Annotated in this window: 14 protein-coding genes and 1 pseudogene; 12 read left to right on the forward strand and 3 right to left on the reverse strand. The window is 40.6% G+C overall.

Annotation, left to right across the window (positions count from 1 at the left end; genetic code table 11):
• Positions 1-1,168 precede the first annotated feature (1,168 nt).
• The 4 genes from V7L20_RS15400 (at position 1,169) to V7L20_RS15415 (ending at position 5,127) form a co-directional block, all read left to right on the forward strand.
• On the forward strand, positions 1,169-1,360 hold the full coding sequence (locus V7L20_RS15400) for a bromodomain-containing protein (RefSeq protein WP_334744924.1): 192 nt from the start codon (positions 1,169-1,171) through the stop codon (positions 1,358-1,360).
• A 166-nt stretch (positions 1,361-1,526) separates the two neighbouring features.
• Positions 1,527-2,078: an alpha/beta hydrolase gene (locus V7L20_RS15405; RefSeq protein ID WP_334744925.1), complete on the forward strand. Its 552-nt coding sequence runs from the start codon at positions 1,527-1,529 to the stop codon at positions 2,076-2,078.
• Positions 2,079-2,340: 262 nt separating this feature from the next.
• Positions 2,341-2,913 (forward strand): HdeD family acid-resistance protein, encoded by a 573-nt coding sequence (locus V7L20_RS15410; protein ID WP_334744926.1) that lies wholly within the window; start codon positions 2,341-2,343, stop codon positions 2,911-2,913.
• A 141-nt stretch (positions 2,914-3,054) separates the two neighbouring features.
• Positions 3,055-5,127 carry a glycoside hydrolase family 10 protein gene (locus V7L20_RS15415; protein ID WP_334744927.1) on the forward strand — a complete coding sequence of 691 codons (2,073 nt, stop codon included), beginning with the start codon at positions 3,055-3,057 and terminating at the stop codon, positions 5,125-5,127.
• 134 nt (positions 5,128-5,261) lie between these two features.
• Here the strand turns inward: V7L20_RS15415 and V7L20_RS15420 are convergent, their stop codons facing one another.
• Entirely contained in the window at positions 5,262-7,586 is a 2,325-nt protein-coding gene (locus V7L20_RS15420) for a beta strand repeat-containing protein (protein WP_334744928.1), read from the reverse strand.
• 719 nt (positions 7,587-8,305) lie between these two features.
• On the opposite strand from V7L20_RS15420, the gene V7L20_RS15425 reads away from it, so the two are divergent.
• The 4 genes from V7L20_RS15425 (at position 8,306) to V7L20_RS15440 (ending at position 13,366) form a co-directional block, all read left to right on the forward strand.
• Entirely contained in the window at positions 8,306-9,619 is a 1,314-nt protein-coding gene (locus tag V7L20_RS15425) for an efflux RND transporter periplasmic adaptor subunit (RefSeq protein ID WP_334744929.1), read from the forward strand.
• 476 nt (positions 9,620-10,095) lie between these two features.
• Positions 10,096-10,569 carry a hypothetical protein gene (locus tag V7L20_RS15430; RefSeq protein WP_334744930.1) on the forward strand — a complete coding sequence of 158 codons (474 nt, stop codon included), beginning with the start codon at positions 10,096-10,098 and terminating at the stop codon, positions 10,567-10,569.
• A gap of 484 nt (positions 10,570-11,053) precedes the next feature.
• Positions 11,054-11,794, forward strand: a complete 741-nt coding sequence (locus tag V7L20_RS15435; protein WP_334744931.1) for an SDR family oxidoreductase — start codon at positions 11,054-11,056, stop codon at positions 11,792-11,794.
• Between the two features lie 369 nt (positions 11,795-12,163).
• On the forward strand, positions 12,164-13,366 hold the full coding sequence (locus tag V7L20_RS15440; protein ID WP_334744932.1) for an MFS transporter: 1,203 nt from the start codon (positions 12,164-12,166) through the stop codon (positions 13,364-13,366).
• Between the two features lie 228 nt (positions 13,367-13,594).
• Here V7L20_RS15440 and V7L20_RS15445 read toward each other — a convergent pair whose 3' ends face one another.
• Both V7L20_RS15445 and V7L20_RS15450 read right to left on the reverse strand, forming a co-directional pair.
• Positions 13,595-14,170, reverse strand: coding sequence for a TMEM175 family protein (locus V7L20_RS15445; protein ID WP_334744933.1), 576 nt, complete (start codon positions 14,168-14,170; stop codon positions 13,595-13,597).
• A 98-nt stretch (positions 14,171-14,268) separates the two neighbouring features.
• A pseudogene (locus tag V7L20_RS15450) lies at positions 14,269-14,705 on the reverse strand (ISAzo13-like element ISMae28 family transposase); the annotation flags it as partial.
• A 114-nt stretch (positions 14,706-14,819) separates the two neighbouring features.
• Here V7L20_RS15450 and V7L20_RS15455 point away from each other — a divergent pair.
• The 4 genes from V7L20_RS15455 to V7L20_RS32640 all read left to right on the forward strand — a co-directional run.
• Complete coding sequence (locus V7L20_RS15455; RefSeq protein ID WP_334744934.1) at positions 14,820-14,975, forward strand: hypothetical protein; 156 nt, start codon at positions 14,820-14,822, stop codon at positions 14,973-14,975.
• Positions 14,976-15,298: 323 nt separating this feature from the next.
• Positions 15,299-15,859 carry a retropepsin-like aspartic protease family protein gene (locus V7L20_RS15460; protein ID WP_334744935.1) on the forward strand — a complete coding sequence of 187 codons (561 nt, stop codon included), beginning with the start codon at positions 15,299-15,301 and terminating at the stop codon, positions 15,857-15,859.
• Between the two features lie 73 nt (positions 15,860-15,932).
• Positions 15,933-16,325 carry a carboxymuconolactone decarboxylase family protein gene (locus V7L20_RS15465; RefSeq protein WP_229495009.1) on the forward strand — a complete coding sequence of 131 codons (393 nt, stop codon included), beginning with the start codon at positions 15,933-15,935 and terminating at the stop codon, positions 16,323-16,325.
• Positions 16,326-16,382: 57 nt separating this feature from the next.
• A partial coding sequence (locus V7L20_RS32640) for a transposase-like zinc-binding domain-containing protein (protein ID WP_442943554.1) occupies positions 16,383-16,456 on the forward strand: 74 nt, incomplete at its 3' end.

A 16,456-nucleotide genomic window follows, 5' to 3' on the forward strand; every position in this document is an offset into this window, starting at 1 on the left:
GATTTTACTTGCGGAAAACACCAAAATGAGTAAGCAAACTGGGGTTTGAGAAAGCAAAAGCTGATTTTACTTGCGGAAAACACCAAAATGAGTAAACAAACTGGGGTTTGAGAAAGCAAAAGCTTCTTTTGAGAAAGCATTTAAGTGTTTTGAGAAAGTAAACAGGCTTTTTGAGAAAGCAATTAGCCTTTTTGATAAAGTAATCAGCAAATATACGTGACTATTAAAAATCACGGTCTTGCATCCCGTAGAGAAGGGTACATCGGTTTTTAAATGAAAATATAAAACCAAACAAATTCTGCAACTGTAAAATTTTATATGACACAGCAATAGCGATCGCTCTGGTATTGCTAAATTAACAAAGGAAATAAAAATCTAACCTAGCTAGCTGGGGTCATAAAAATTGAGTCTAATGGCAAGAAACTGAAAGTTAAAGCCAGTAGTCGGCAAGAGTTAGAAGCAGCAATTAAGACAGCAGAAAAATTCGTAGCAGGATAGAATATTTCAAATACCTAAAGTAGCATTGCTGATTGGGGTTGGCGAATATGGCAATGGTCTTTCTCCCTTACCTGCGGCTCCCAAAGATGTGGAGGCAATGCGGGGAGTTTTAGAAAATCCAGAAATCGGTGGTTTTGATTAGGTAATCAACTATGCCTCGCCCCCGAATTATATCATGTCCGGCTAAAGACTTATCATTTAGAGCGCAGGGAAGCAGGGGGCGGGGAGCAGGGGGAAAAAGGCTTTTCCAATTTTTGCACAGATACGGTAATCATAAGTGATTCACCGGACATGATATTACAACCCGCAGAAAGATTATAGAAGAGCAATAAGGTTTTTCTACCTAAAAAAATTTTTGGACAAACTGGATATCATCGCCCCATTCATAAGGCTGTGTTTGCAGGGTAGAGTGAAGCTATGCCTACAGCAGGCTGTGCCTATGTAGGTATTCATCGCTCCACTGTTCAAGAGCTTTAAAAGCTGTAGTGCTTATTATGCATAGCTTAGAGCTTTTCTGAGTGTGATTAGACCATAGTTATTATATTTGCGATTGTTAAATTTGTACCCTCTGAATGAGCTTCTTCAACCTATAGCAGGAGTATTATCTTCCATTAAGCGCCTACTATGAACAACTAGGTAATCAAATCGCAGTATATCTGCTTTTCAAATTATGGACTTGAAGTACAAGTGGAAAAATGGCTATCGACCAAGCCGAGATGAAGCGGCAAAAAATCCTCATTTGTTAGATGAGAGTCAGTTCAATAATGAGCAAGACCGAAAGCTAGCTGAAGAATCTGCAAGGAAGCATTTAGGTGTACCAGGACCAACCTTAGACGAAGATAAGTCAATACTACCTCATTAGCTTTCGCCTAACAGAAAATCTTTACAACGAAGAAATTGCCTTTAGGGGGGTATAGCTGTACCTACCTAACGTCTATCTGTAGTATGAATTTAGTGAAAGAGTAATATAATGCCTGGGCATTTTTTGCCTATTTACGCTCCCACAGATTATTATAAAGTTAGACAAAATGCAGATTTATCAACTTTTCAACCGATTAAACAATCGGAAATTCACTCAGTTACTTACTCAAACAGTAGCTTTAGGTGTAGGCGCTATTGTTCTCCTCTCAAGTGCTAATGCTAATGCTGCCGAGCAAGTTATTTTAAAATATGGTACTTTTCAGGGGCAAATATCTGTTCAAGAATTAAATCAGTTTACAGAAACTGGCACAACTACTCCGACGTTAAGGGCTTACTTACAGGCGGCGCAACAAGACCCCGTAGTAGCTCGTAAGGCACTGAGAGCTGCGATAAAAGCTGATCCTGCCTTTTTAAATAGCTTACTGTCTAGCTGGGCAGGGCCAGTTTTGGTTAGCCAAATTGGTGAGGTAGTTCACCCTCCCGGAGGACAACTAAATCAGGAGGCACTGCGAAGTGCTTTAAGTGCATCTATTCAACAAAATGGTCAAGTTACATTACTTGGAGCTATTCAGAATTATCCAAATCCTTCTGTTGAACTTCAAGGAGATCGTCTTATCGCTGTTTATGAACGCCTAAGCAATCTTGCAGAAATCTTATAAGGGTTATGTCATCAGATGATTAAACATCTGGTGAAATTAAATATGCGTTATTTAGAACCCTTGTAGAGACGTAGCATTGCTACGTCTCTACATTCTTTTTCACTCATATCTCTATTGGTTTAGTGTCTCAATAGTCGTGGATTTTAGTAGCGATCCCAATTAAATTAATACTGATGAGTCTATCTTAGGGTTCATACCTTGTTACCTGGAAATTCCTTAACCTAAATGTAGAGTTGAGTTTAAGAATAGGGATAAAATTTGTATGAAAACCGATGTTTCTACAGATATTAAGAAGGATATTAATGGGTCACTCATAAGTGGTGTTCTTTTGAGTATTTTGGGGGTTATTGCGATCGCAGCGCCTAGTCTCTCGACCTTATTTGCTGAGACTTGGATTGCGGTGATTTTGATTTTTGCCGGATTTACAAAACTAGTTTATGCCACTCAAACCCGCAACCAAGGAGGTTTTCTTTGGAAAGTTCTATTGAGCGGACTTTATATTGCAACGGGCATAATGCTGTTTGTTTATCCTTCTACAGGTATTCTCACATTAACTCTATTGCTTGGCAGCTTTTTACTGGCTGAAGGTACATTTGAGTTAATTCTGGCATTCCGGTTACGTCCACAACAGAACTGGACGTGGGTACTAGGTGATGGAATTATTACGCTGGTCTTAGGCGCAATGATTTGGTTCCAGTGGCCCTTTGATGCGCCCTGGCTTCTTGGCACACTAGTTGGTGTCAGCATTATTTTCACTGGTATTTCACGAGTGATGCTGTCCTTGAATGCGCGTTCTACCTCGAATCCTACTAATGAAGCTGCAAATCCTACTTAGTAGATGGGGAATAGGGAATAGGAAAAAGAAATTATTAATACCCAATCCCCAAGTTTATAAGACATTGCAGCAGCGATCGCTCTGATATTGCTAAATTAGCTAAGGAAATCAAAATCAAGGCCAGCTAGCTGCTTTTCAACAATGGTATCTATTGCTACTTCATTCTCGGATATCCAAAACCATTGGGCACGCTTATTTATTACAGCCTTAGCCCAACGTCGTATCGTCAATGGATTGCCTAATGGTACTTATCGCCCCGATAACTCTGTTACCCGCGCTGAATTTGCCGCCATTATCGCTAACGCATTTGGGACAGTTTCCAAGAAGCGGCAGTATGTCCCCTTTGTTGATGTAACCACTAATTATTGGGCAGCAGCTGCCATTCAAGCAGCTTACGAAAAGGCATTTCTTAGCGGGTTTCCTGATAAAACTTTCCGTTCAGCTAACCGAATTACTAGGGTAGAAGTTTTAGTTTCTTTGGTAGGAGGCTTAGAAATTGCCACCAAGGTAAAAGCTGACCTCCTCTCACAACTCCCACAAATTTATCAAGATTCTGTTCAAATTCCTGAGTATGGTATAAATCAGGTAGCTATTGCCACCAGCGCTGGATTGGTGGTTAGTTTCCCAAATATCAAATTACTCAATCCCAACCTTGCAGCCACTCGTGCAGATGTGGCAGTGATTATTTATCAAGCTTTAGTGTATTTAGGTCAGGCAGAAAAAATTGCTTCTAGTTACTTAGTGCAGCCGCCAACACTAACGCCAGAGCCAACGCCAATACCAACACCCATACCAATACCAACACCGACACCTGCACCTGTCGGTAGCGTTAGGCTAAATCATAGTCGAGAATTCCGGGGGGCGTGGGTAGCATCTGTGTGGAATAGTAACTGGCCTTCCAAAGCAGGACTTTCTGTTGCCCAACAAAAAGCTGAACTTAGCGAAATTATTAGTAAATTACAAGCCCTAAACTTTAATGCTCTTATCTTTCAGGTGCGACCGGAGGGGGACGCTTTATATGAATCGAAATTAGAGCCTTGGAGTGCTTGGATTACAGGAACTCAGGGAAAAGCACCAGAACCATTTTATGATCCTTTAGCGTTTGCGATCGCAGAATGTCATAAACGCAATATTGAACTTCATGCTTGGTTCAACCCTTACCGCGCCAGCACTTCCACCGACCCAGCTAAAACAGTCCGTCCCCACATAGCAGCTACCAATCCAGAAAGTGTTTATTTGTGGAAAACTCAACGCTGGATGGACCCAGGACTGAAAATAGTTCAAGATAGAGCTTATAACGTAATTCTCGATGTAGTGAAGCGCTACGATGTTGATGGCATTCACTTAGATGATTATTTCTATCCATATCCCATCGAGGGGCAAGCTTTTCCCGATAACAAAACCTACGCTGCATATAAAGCAGCTGGTGGTACACTCAGCCTTGGCGACTGGCGACGAGATAATGTTAACAGAATGGTACAGCGCCTCTGGCTGGGAATTAAACTAACCAAACCCGACGTTAAATTTGGTATTAGTCCCTTTGGGATTTATCGCCCCGGACAACCCACTGGGATTACTGGATTAGATGCTTATAACGTGTTGTATGCCGACTCGAAGAAATGGCTAGCAGAAGGCTGGATTGATTATATCGCGCCTCAACTTTACTGGCGCACAGACCAACCACAACAAAGTTATTCGGCGTTGTTAAAGTGGTGGACAGAGGTAAACACAAAACAAAGACACGTTTACGCTGGTAACAATCTGACAGAACCAAGCAACAAGAGTCGGGAGAGTGATGAGATTGAAAAGCAGGTGAAAATTAGTCGTAGCCAAGCTGGACATTTGTCACTGGGGAATATCTTCTTTAATGTCGGTGTTTTGATAGAAAATAGTCAAGGCATTGCTGATAAATTCCAAAGTCTGCTTTATAACAAACCTGCGCTACCGCCAACCTTGTCTTGGCAGGATACAACACCGCCGCCTCCGCCTATTCAACTACAGGTCAACAACCGCAAACTGAGTTGGGAACCTGGAGATAATCAGCCAGTTCGTTCTTGGACACTTTATCGGCAAACTGGCGATACTTGGACAATTCAACGAATTTTGTCTGCTGGCACAACCTTCGCTACCGTTCAACAAGCGGGAACCTATGCCGTGTGTGCAGTGGATAGATTGGCGAATGAGAGTGTGGGGACAATGATTACAGTGAGTTAAACAAAAGTGCTACCCATGAGTGCGATCGCTACTATACTAAGGACTTGCATCGGGAGCAAAACAGACAGATGCCAGATGCTAAAAATGGCACCCTGCAAACTGTACTGCTTGCTGATGCAGAGTGCTAATAAAGATTAAACAACCACAAAATTCTTTTCGGTTAGTTTCACTCCAGGAGATAATTGTGCAAATTGTACCTGAGTAGACCCAGATCCACTTCCATCAAGGTCAAAGAACAATCCACCTGTAGCGCTGTTGTAGATAAATCGCTGATTGCTAGTGGTTGCAGATGTTCCGATGGTAAACTGATTAGGGGAAAGTGAACTTGGTGATAACCCACCGCCAAAAGTAGATAATACCTGAATCAGTTCATTAATGGGGTTGAAGTCATAAATAGTATTAACACCTTCATCGTAACTATTGAAAACAAAGGTATCAGTACCAACTCCTCCAATTAGGCTATTATTTCCAGAACCACCTGTGAGGATATCATTGCCATCGCCTCCACACAGCAGGTTATCGCCTGTTGAATTCCTGGCATTCAAGCTATCGTCACCAGTACCACCGTCAAGGGTATTATTTCCTGCACCGCCAATCAGAGTATCATTTCCTGCACCACCTCTGAGTATGTCATTACCACTCAAGCCATCGATAATGTCATCGCCCCCTTGACCATTGATAACATCATTGGAGTTGTTAAAACCTATAATATTGTTGGATAGGTCATTGAGGAAGGTAACAGTGTTCCTGTTGAATAGGCTAGTTTGAGTAGAATTAGCATCAAATACATCAAAACTGTCGGTGATGCTGGTTTGTCCATTAAATAGGATATTGCCAATAGCTGGCCGTAAAGAAGTTGCTGGCAGATTATCCAGGTTTTCTAGGAGGAAGTTTTGCAAAATGACTTTGTTTACATTGAAATCGTCGAAAGTGATTTCTAAGTTGTTACCATTTTGAGTTAATTGCAGATTCTCAGCAGTGAAGCTACTACCTGTAAATTGCAAGGTGTCTAAGGAGGCAATCAACGTTGCTGAGGGATTTGAGCCTTTACCCACGCCACCAAAATCGGTGATGATATCAGTGCCGTTGCTTGTGTTGTCCCTTGAGTTGTTTAAATAACCTATGATATCAAACTGGTAGTTCCTCTTGTCGCGCAAGTTGTATACAAATTTATCATTGCCCGCGCCACCAGTTAGGGTGTCATTATCATCTCCAAAACCCCCAAACAGAGTATCGTTCCCACTGTTCCCAAAAATTCTGTCATCGTAGGCTGTACCTGAGATATTGAACCGTTCGATATTTTTGTAGCTAACTCGATTTGTGCCTGCTGTAATCAAGCCAATGTTAGTAGTAGCATCAAATGTCGTTGTGATTCCCTCTGTAGCATTGCTGTAATCGACAGATAACACATCGTCACCTTTACCCCCATCTATCGTATCATTACCACCAATGCCCCCAGAGAGCGTATCGTTGCCATCGTTCCCAACAATCTTCTCATCGTAAGCTGTACCTGAGATGTTTAATCGTTCGATATTTTTGTAGCTAATTCGATTTGTGCCTGCCGTAATCAAGCCAATGTTAGTAGTGGCATTGAATATCGTTGTGATTCTCCCGTTGGCTGTGCTGTAATCGAGGGACGACAGATAATCAAATTTGCTGTAATCGACGGACAAGACATCATCACCCTTACCCCCATCTATCGTATCATTACCACCAATGCCCACAGAGAGCGTATCGTTGCCATCATTCCCAACAATCCTGTCATCGTAGGCTGTACCTAAAATGTATAATCGTTCAATATTGTTGTAGCTAACTCGATTTGAACCCGTGGTAATCAAGCCAATGTTAGTAGTAGCATTAAATGTTGTTGTGATTCCCTTTGTAGAATATCTAAAATCTATAAGCAACAAATCCTCACCTTGACCCCCAGAGAACAAGTTATTGCCTTCTGAACCGCTAACATTCAATGTATCGTCACCAACGCCTCCGTTGAGGGTGTTATTACCTAAAGAGCGAGAGTAGTAGCCTTCGATGTATTCGTCGCCGTAGGTGCCGCCCGATATGTCAAGAGAATCATTGCCATCGCCCCCTAAGAGTAGGTTATTGCCTTCTGAACCGCTAGCATTCAATGTATCGTCACCAGCACCTCCTTTTAGAGTGTTATTACCTAAAGTGCGAGAGTCTAAGACCGATATTCGATTGAAGTAATAGTAGCCAGAGATGCTAAGAGAATCATTGCCATCGTCCCCTAAGAGTAGGTTATCGCCTTCTGAACCGCTAGCATTCAATGTATCGTCACCCGCACCTCCTTTTAGAGTGTTATTACTTAAAGAGCGAGAGTCCAAGGGAGTGTCGTAGTCAAAGATATGGTAGTTGCCAGAAATGTCAATAGAATCATTACCATCACTTCCAGAGAGCTGTTTATCGCCTGATGAACCTCTAGCAATGATATTTGTCATAACTTTTACCTACCTAAAATCAATGATGCTTTTAATTATGTTACGTAGGCGTAGCCTTCATTTATTTTTTGAGAAAAATACATTTACTTTTATTGGGTAGGTCAGAGGCATTACTGCCTCTTTCCCACTCATAACCGTGCGTACAAGTTTCCAAGTACACGGCTCAAGCAAGTCATAAAGGCCCTAGATAGGTAACTCAATTATTTCAGCAGTACTCACTTTGTTTGGGTGAATTTGCTGCTGGCTATAGTATTAACTGATTCTCTTGAAAAGTTGTTGCAAATATTCTTATGTTTGTGACAAATATCGTGATGTTCTTTATAAATTGCGAAAGGTTAATAAGCAACGTCAAGCCGTTGCTTACAAACATCGTGATGTTTTCTATGAATGACGTAATGTTAATAAGCAACGTCAAAGCGTTGGTTACAAGTGTCGTGATATTAATAAGCAACATTAAGACGTTAGTCACAAACATCGTGATGTTCTCTATGGATGGCAAGATGTTGGTAATATAAGTTATTTTGCCAGAGCGAATTCCTATATGATCTTGCAGGAATTGACCTTTGGGTAGATTTAGACAGAATCATCAAAACTGTATAATTGAAGAGGGTAACACATAATTTGCTACAAAACCTCATGCCAAATCAGTAATTTCCATCTCAACAAATGAAATATTGATTTAATTCTAGTTAATTTGTTCCTTAAGTTCCTCATAAGCCATGACATCCCCTGAGCCTCAAACTGATTTTGGAGAAAAAGCTCCACAAACCTCATTTGAGCCACCTTCTGGAAAACGGCGGTGGCTTTGGGTTTTAGCTGGACTACTATTGTTAGGGGGCACAGCAACTATAGTTTGGCGTTTGCTCACTCCGCAAAATTCAGCACCTTCAACTGCTAATACTCAACCTCAAGGGGTAAGAGTCAAAATATCAACAGTACAAAGTGGCATTATTGAGGAAAGTTCAGATTTTATTGCAAGCTTAAAATCCCAGCGCTCAGTCACGCTCCAGCCGAAGATTCAAGGCCAAGTTACCCAGATATTTGTCAAATCGGGAGATCCAGTTGCACAAGGAGCGGCAATTCTGCAAGTAGATCCTACTTCACAAGTCGGTGTCAGTGGAAGCAATGCTGTGCCTCAAGGATTTTTAGTGCAACTGGAAAATGCCCGCGCTATACTCAAATCTTTGGAAGCACAACGACCATCCTACGTTGCGAATGTGCAATTTTACCAGCAGAATTACGAAAAGTTTGTCACCCTAGCCCAAGAAGGAGCGGTGTCTCGACAGACTCGGAATCAGTTTGGTGATAGACTCGCCAATGCTAAGGCTAATCTTGATGCAATTGATTCTAGAATTCAAGCACAACGAGCCAACATCTTGCAGGGTGAAAAAACTTTGCAGCAAGCTAATGTAAATATTCCAAAACAACAAGGGAACTTGCAGTACGACAAAATTACTGCTCCCTTTAGTGGCACAGTTAACAACATCGCTGTGAAAGTAGGTGATTTAGTTAATACTTCCACACAATTAGTTAATATCACGCAAAATCGACCTTTAGAAGTCAACATCTCTGTGCCATTGCAGCAAGGGCCCCAACTGCGTAAGGGAATGCCAGTGGAGGTTATGAACACACAAGGTCAAAAGCTTGGTAGAAGTAGGGTATTTTTCATTGCACCTACTGCTAGTAATGAAACACAAGGAATACTGATCAAAGCCCTTTTTGACAACCCTAATGGTCAGTTACGTGCAAATCAATTGGTAAGAGCTAGAGTATTTTGGAATCAGCGCCCCGGAGTCTTAATCCCCACAACAGCAATGACTCGTGTCGGTGGAGACACTTTTGTTTATGTAGTTGAAACAGAAACATCTCCCCAAGGTGTATCTCAACAAGTAGCTCGGCAAAGGCGAGTGAAGCTAGGCCAAATCAAAAATAATAATTACCAAGTTATTGAAGGTTTACAGCCAGAAGATAAAGTTATTATTTCAGGTTTGCTCAATCTTAGAGATGGTGTTGCGATCGCTCCAGAATCTTAATTAAGGGGAGTAAAGAGGAGGGAGCAAGGGAGAAGTCTCAATCTTGTCTCCTACCAATCCCCACTCAAGAGGGTTAACTGTAGCGATCGCTTGTAAGTAAGCGGGTACTCCATTGGAGAACTCATAGAGTAGTCGCTCCTTTTAAAAGGAAAACATTTGTGATAGTTTAAGATATAACTCGTTTTGTCAATAGTGATTACGCTGTAAGTTATCGATACTATCAAGTATCTAATTAAGCTTTATACTAAATTTTAACGCAAGGATGAACGATGCCGTTTGCATAGCGTAGGTGTAGCTAGCCTTGTCTACTATACGCTATGCATACGGCATTGCAAACTGGAAATTTGCGTTTACGACCTGGATTTTGAATGAATATTAAGCACCATTACTTATTGAGAAATGGTTATTTATCTTAACCTGTCATCAATGAGTAAAAATAAGCAAATTACTTGATTACATAACGGAGCTAAACAATTATGTCAGTGCAAATCATCCAATCTAAGTATGGTTTAGTTTTAACTTGTTTACTAGGACAGATAATGTTGTTTTCTCTGCCAGTACAAGCTGGAGTAGAGGGCAAAAGCTACGATGTGAATGTTGAGTCAAGCTTGGGAGATAATTTTACTGCTTGTTTTGATTTTGACTTCAACGGTAACCTACGTTTTGTTGGACAAGAGGCTACTTATGACCGTACAAATTTAGGTCAGGATCAGAGAAATTGGCAAGCAGTCACAAAACCATTTTCAGAAGTAAGTATTGCACTTAACGGTGAAGTAAGAGGAGACTTTGTTCCAGATCGGACGATAAATGGTAATGCTATCAATTCCAACGGCACTACTTTTATATTTAATGGAACACGCTTATCTGGGACAACATGTCCGCAGTTTCAGATTCAAGGGGAAGGTCCAGGAAATCAAGGGGAAGGTCCAGAAAATCCCTTTTTCAAATAATTTTAATCTAGGCAGATTCGATAAACCTGATGAACTTTTGATTAACAAAGACAAATAATTTATAAAACACGTTTGTAGGCTATGGTCAAGAGAATACCTACGTGAAAATAATTCGTGATTCATAATGGGTGCAGCCCATTACGAATTAGTAATTATTTGGCGATCAGCACTTAAAATTCTGTCAAGTTCAATAGGGCGATCGCCTTTACATCAAAGAATACTCAGGCATTCAATTTAGCTCAACATATTCAACAATATTTGCCAAGCCGCATCAAACCTGAATCTGTCTGCAAAAGCGCATATATTCTTACCTCTTGCAAAGTATTTTCATTTCTCCCGCCTGACGGTTACTTGAAGTCGCTGGCGGGATTTTGCCTTGAATGAAGTTGGCATTCTACAACGTGATCGCTAAATTTAACCTTGCTACAGTACGTTAATAGCAGATAATCACTTTGGTGAACCAAAATAAAACACAGATCAATCTATGGCATCAATAGCAGGGAAAGTTGCAATTATCACTGGTGCATCGCGGGGAATTGGGCGAGCGATCGCACTCAAGTTAGCTGGTAACGGTGCATCTATTGTCGTTAACTATGCGGGTAATGCAAGCAAAGCACAGGAAGTGGTTGCAGAAATTGAAAAGCTGGGAGTAGAGGCAATTGCCGTACAAGCTGATATTAGCAAAATACCCGACATACAACGGTTATTTGAGCAAACGCTTGAGCGCTTCGCTAAAGTGGATATTTTGGTCAACAACGCCGGAATCGCCTTCTATAAACCAATTCATCAAGTGAGTGAAGAAGATTTTGACGCGATTTTTGCTATTAACGTCAAAGGCACTTTTTTTGCTTGTCAACAAGCCGCGCAACACATGGCAGAAGGGGGACGGATTATCAACTTTTCTTCATCAACTACGGCGATGATGCTACCAACTTATAGTGCTTATGTAGGAACCAAGGGTGCTGTTGAACAAATCACGCGGGTACTAGCTAAAGAATTAGGTGCAAAAGCGATCGCAGTTAATGTTATTTCTCCTGGCCCCACCGATACAGAATTGTTTCGAGAAGGCAAAACACAAGAACAGATAGACCATTTAGCCCAAATGGCTGCTTTTGGCAAACTGGGAGAAGTGCAAGAAATTGCTGATGTAGTAGCATTTCTCGCTAGCGACGAAGCCAGGTGGATCACTGGTCAAAATATCCGTGTCAACGGTGGAATCGCGTGAGGCGATCAAAGCTATTCTCATGAACGTAATTCCGTTTCAAAATCTCAGCCAGTAAGTGAGCATTGCTATCCCTTGTTAGCGTATGTAAAAATTAGACTGTAATTTCCATTCATTCGAGCTTTTTGCTGGAAGCAATGCTGCACGACAAAATTATCTTTTAAATCTGCAACGCTGTTAATCTACCATAGAAATTTAAGCCATAAATTCCAAGATCAATCTTTTCACACCAGTTCAGCTTGGCCCTTACACCCTTTAAAGAAAAAGTAGTAGCTTAAGATGACAGTCAATTAGGCACTTGTTTAGTACATAAACGCGAAGCGTCTTAAAAGATGTTTCGCGTTCATAATTATTTATACACAGGGTCTTATCATGCATTTACCAGAAGATAACAGCCAATTTGAACGACAAAGACCAGTTTATCTAGAGCTAAATTTTCAGATTATTTGTGCAGTTGTACTAATTGCTGTCATTGGAGTTTCTAGTGTGACTCCGGCTTTTCCTAAGTTAGCTAAAGATTTAAATATTAACCCAAAAAACTTGGGTTTATTGATTACAGCATTTACATTACCATCTCTGATTTTAGGGCCAATTATTGGTATTGTTGCCGATAGATTGGGCAGAAAGAGAATTATTGTTCCTTCACTATTTATATTTGGCATAGCTGGTACTGCTTGCGCCTTTGCCCGCGATTTTAATTTATTACTATCGTTGCGTTTGCTACAAGGGATCGGTGCTGCTTCTTTGCTTTCTCTGAGTATTACTTTAATTGGTGATTTATACACTGGAGACAGACGGACTACAGCAATGGGTTACAATGCTAGTATTAGCAGCATCGGCACAGCAAGTTATCCAATAATCGGTGGCGCATTAGCAACAATGGGCTGGTATTATCCCTTTATGTTGCCCATAATTGCAATACCTCTGGGCTTGTTAGTATTGTTTGCACTTAAGAATCCCGAACCAAAAGGCCAACGTAATCTCAAAGAGTATTTGAGCAATGCCATCAAAGTTCTGAAAAATCGTCAGCTATTTGGACTTTTTATTGCCAGTGCTGCTAACTTTGTTTTCCTTTATGGCGCTTATGTCACATATTTACCACAGTTAATTAACGATACCTTCAAAGCGCCGCCCACCATTATTGGATTGTTACTTTCTAGTGTTTCCCTAGCAATTACCATCACAGCTTCCCAGTTAGGTAGATTAGCGAGAATATTTCCCGCCACAAGTTTAATTAGTGCATCTTATGTTTTTTATGCTTTAGCAATGTTAACAGTTCCCTTTGTGTCAAATATCTGGTTAGTATTAATTCCAAGTACAATTTTTGGGATTGGACTTGGTATTAATTTTCCTAGCATCCAAACACTTTTAGCAGATTTAGCACCAAGAGAATATTTAGCGACGATTATATCGGTAAATGGGACATTCTATGGATTAGGACAAACATTAGGCCCATTGTTGATGGGTTATGCTTTTGGTTTTGGCGGAATTAATAGGGTATTTTATGCAGCGACTGGTTTTGCAGTTCTGATATTTTTTGTGTTTAGGTATTGCACTTGTGTGAAAGGAGTCTAACGCTTTGCTCCTAAAATTTGCTCATTAGATTATGGTAGTTCTCATTTGCATAAAATACAAAAAACTTTATCTCATCCTATTAAATACCTCTGTATAGATCGGGCGAGGTTTTTAGATAGAGCAAGGTAAAAGAAAGGGTAGGTTTGTTTTTGCTAGTCGAAACAATGACATTGTCAGTCGAAACAATGGCATTGTCAGTCGAAACAATCGCATATTGAACAAATACGTTCAGGAAGTGAGAGTTTTCTCAATGCGACGGTCAGGGATCAGCCACATAACTGCAACCAGAACGTATAATGCACAGGCAAACCATGAGTTCACAAAGGCAAGTGGAATTGCCACAGCATAGAAAACCATCGATATCTTTTCCTTAAAGTTTCCAGTGAGTGCGATCGCTAGAGTCGAATCCTTACCGTGGTGAGAAATGAGGGCACGGGTAAGGATGAAGTAAGCGATCGCAGACAACAACAACACTAAACCATAAAGGGCAACTGGCATGGCAGCAAAGTGATTCTCGCCCATCCAGCCAGTAACGAAGGGGATTAGTGACAACCAAAATAGCAAATGCAGATTTGCCCAAAGGATACGCCCATTAACGTGGCGGACTGCTTGTAGTAGATGATGGTGATTGTTCCAGTAGATGCCGATATAAATAAAACTCAGCACATAGCTCAAAAATACCGGGATTAGTGGACGTAGCGCAGCTAGATCGAATCCATGCGGCACTTTGATTTCCAGCACCATAATGGTGATGATGATGGCAATAACCCCATCGCTGAATGCTTCTAACCTCCCTTTCCCCATGTACACATTCCTTTTCTATCTACTTGAGAGTTAAGTTGTGATACTCTGTACTTTATCGTACCAAGTAGCCGCCATTCATGAAGATTGTCTGCGCGGCGATCTTTTAATTTAACCCGAATTGTCTGTGAAGTTGGTAGTTCTTCATCACCATAACCAAATTTCTCAATTAATTGATGCCTAACAATAGATGCACTTAGACGCGTGTAGTAGAGCCTTTGGCTTTTAAAGCTTGGGTCTATTTGACTTTGGTCGTCAACCAATTTTTTGATATCTTCTAAAACGATTTGGGAGGGTAACTTTAGCATTCTTATGCCCTCTACCTCGATAATTATCTATACAAATAATCCCACTGTTTAATTCTTTAATTCCCTTACTAATAGTTACGCGATTCCATCCTAACTCTTGCTAGGCTACAGACTGTCCTCCATGTCCTAATGCTGCAACTGTTTGTGCTATAAATTTACGCTTGGCTGCACATGAGTAATTGCTATGCAGTTTCCTTCAATAAGTTTTTTAGTGAATCCGTTAATTGTATAGACATCTCTGGATACCCAAAAATCGAATCATCATAATTTACTACAAAAAGGGGAGAGAGAGGCTGCCGTTGGCAGCTTCTCTCTCCCTATCATAATGATAATCATTATGATAAATGTATATTTTCTTCTCTGGAAGTCCTTTAGAAGAAAAGGATATTGCTGTTATAAATGCGATCGCAACTGCTGTACATGCAGCAGAAACCTTGAATAATAACAAATTTATCTTATCTAACTTCTTACGTCTGCCAGATTTAATATACTCTAAGTAGTTTTATCATGTCTTTACCTAATCTTTAATTTATCAATCAGTAATTATAGATAGGATGTATTGAGTAAAATGCAATTTTATCTTCTGGAGACACTTAAATAAACAGTAAAAAAATCACTAAATAATTTAAAACTACAAAAAGTGTGTAATTAAAATAAACGATAATTATAACAAGAAATGCCATTTTATTTAAAAAAATATAATAAAGAGTTGTAAAAATTAGCTTTTTATCTTAAAAAAATGGATTTACAGCACCAATTATTGCAGCCATTCTGATAAGTTAAGCTATTAAAAAATATCAGCGAAATTGGATAAAAATATAACATGAAGAATGCTTGGATCTGTTGGATTACGACCGTTAACCTAGCTGCAATCGGACTAATACCTACGCTGATATTTTTAGCATTCTCTCATAGGGCAACAGCTGACGATCCAGGAGCATGTTACATGATAACCTCCTCTGGTAAAACCGTTGGATTGGGAAGACTTTGTGGTAATGTAGCTGTACCTTCAGACAACAGAGTTTTTCGAGTCTCAATCAAACGCCGCTTTGGTGGAACTCCTGTGATTGATGTCACCTTCAACGACAATAAAACCTTTGAAATGATTGTGGATACAGGTTCCAGTGAAACTATTATCACTCAAGGGATGGCGAATACACTTGAACTCCAGGCTACAGGTACAATGCAAGCCCAAATTGCCGATGGTAGCCAAGTAGAATTTCCAACCAGTCAGGTAAAATCTATTGCAGTAGGTGGAGTTACAGCCAATAATCTTCAAGTAGCGATCGCACCAAAAGCAAGCATCGGCTTACTGGGTCACGATTTCTTTGGTAGCTATGATATCAAGATTTTGGAAAAAGAGGTCGAATTTCGTCACCGCTAATGTTCGCAGTTGAAAACGTAGTATCCTACATTTTGGTATTTATAAAAGGAGGGGGTTTCTACCCAAATTTTCGATGACTAAGCTGATTGAATACGAAGAAGCCAGCGACGAAGTACGTGCAGTATATGACGACATTTGCGCTACACGGCAGAATGATTATATCAATAACTTTTGGAAAGCGATAGCCAATCATCCGCCTACCTTGCAACGAACTTGGCAAGCGGTGAAAGAAGTGATGACTGGCCCCGGTGAGATTGATCCACTGATGCGCGAACTAATTTACATCGCTGTGAGTGCGACAAATGGCTGTGAGTATTGCATAGCCTCGCACACAGCAGGGGCGCGGGCTAAGGGCATGAATGATACCATGTTCGGGGAACTTATGGCGATCGCAGCCACTGCCAACATGACTAATCGCCTCGCCAACGGCTATCAAATTCCGGTGGACGAGAGATTTAAGACGTAGGAGTGTAGCTTTTTCCATCCCTGCTTAAGTGAATTATTGGCGTTGCATAATTAAGGGATGAACTGTCCTAATTGTGCATCTAATCATGTCCGTAAGAACGGGCATCGTCGTGGTAAACAGAATTACATCTG

The sequence above is a fragment of the Nostoc sp. genome (assembly GCF_036916735.1).
Lineage (GTDB): Bacteria > Cyanobacteriota > Cyanobacteriia > Cyanobacteriales > Nostocaceae > Nostoc.

Coding starts and splice junctions, on each gene's coding strand:
- V7L20_RS15410 (WP_334744926.1), top strand. CDS start 2,341: ATGAAAACCGATGTTTCTACAGATATTAAGAAGGATATTAATGGGTCA.
- V7L20_RS15430 (WP_334744930.1), top strand. CDS start 10,096: ATGTCAGTGCAAATCATCCAATCTAAGTATGGTTTAGTTTTAACTTGT.
- V7L20_RS15460 (WP_334744935.1), top strand. CDS start 15,299: ATGAAGAATGCTTGGATCTGTTGGATTACGACCGTTAACCTAGCTGCA.
- V7L20_RS15455 (WP_334744934.1), top strand. CDS start 14,820: ATGTATATTTTCTTCTCTGGAAGTCCTTTAGAAGAAAAGGATATTGCT.
- V7L20_RS15400 (WP_334744924.1), top strand. CDS start 1,169: ATGGACTTGAAGTACAAGTGGAAAAATGGCTATCGACCAAGCCGAGAT.
- V7L20_RS15435 (WP_334744931.1), top strand. CDS start 11,054: ATGGCATCAATAGCAGGGAAAGTTGCAATTATCACTGGTGCATCGCGG.
- V7L20_RS15425 (WP_334744929.1), top strand. CDS start 8,306: ATGACATCCCCTGAGCCTCAAACTGATTTTGGAGAAAAAGCTCCACAA.
- V7L20_RS15440 (WP_334744932.1), top strand. CDS start 12,164: ATGCATTTACCAGAAGATAACAGCCAATTTGAACGACAAAGACCAGTT.
- V7L20_RS15420 (WP_334744928.1), bottom strand. CDS start 7,586: ATGACAAATATCATTGCTAGAGGTTCATCAGGCGATAAACAGCTCTCT.
- V7L20_RS15445 (WP_334744933.1), bottom strand. CDS start 14,170: ATGGGGAAAGGGAGGTTAGAAGCATTCAGCGATGGGGTTATTGCCATC.
- V7L20_RS15405 (WP_334744925.1), top strand. CDS start 1,527: ATGCAGATTTATCAACTTTTCAACCGATTAAACAATCGGAAATTCACT.
- V7L20_RS15415 (WP_334744927.1), top strand. CDS start 3,055: ATGGTATCTATTGCTACTTCATTCTCGGATATCCAAAACCATTGGGCA.
- V7L20_RS15465 (WP_229495009.1), top strand. CDS start 15,933: ATGACTAAGCTGATTGAATACGAAGAAGCCAGCGACGAAGTACGTGCA.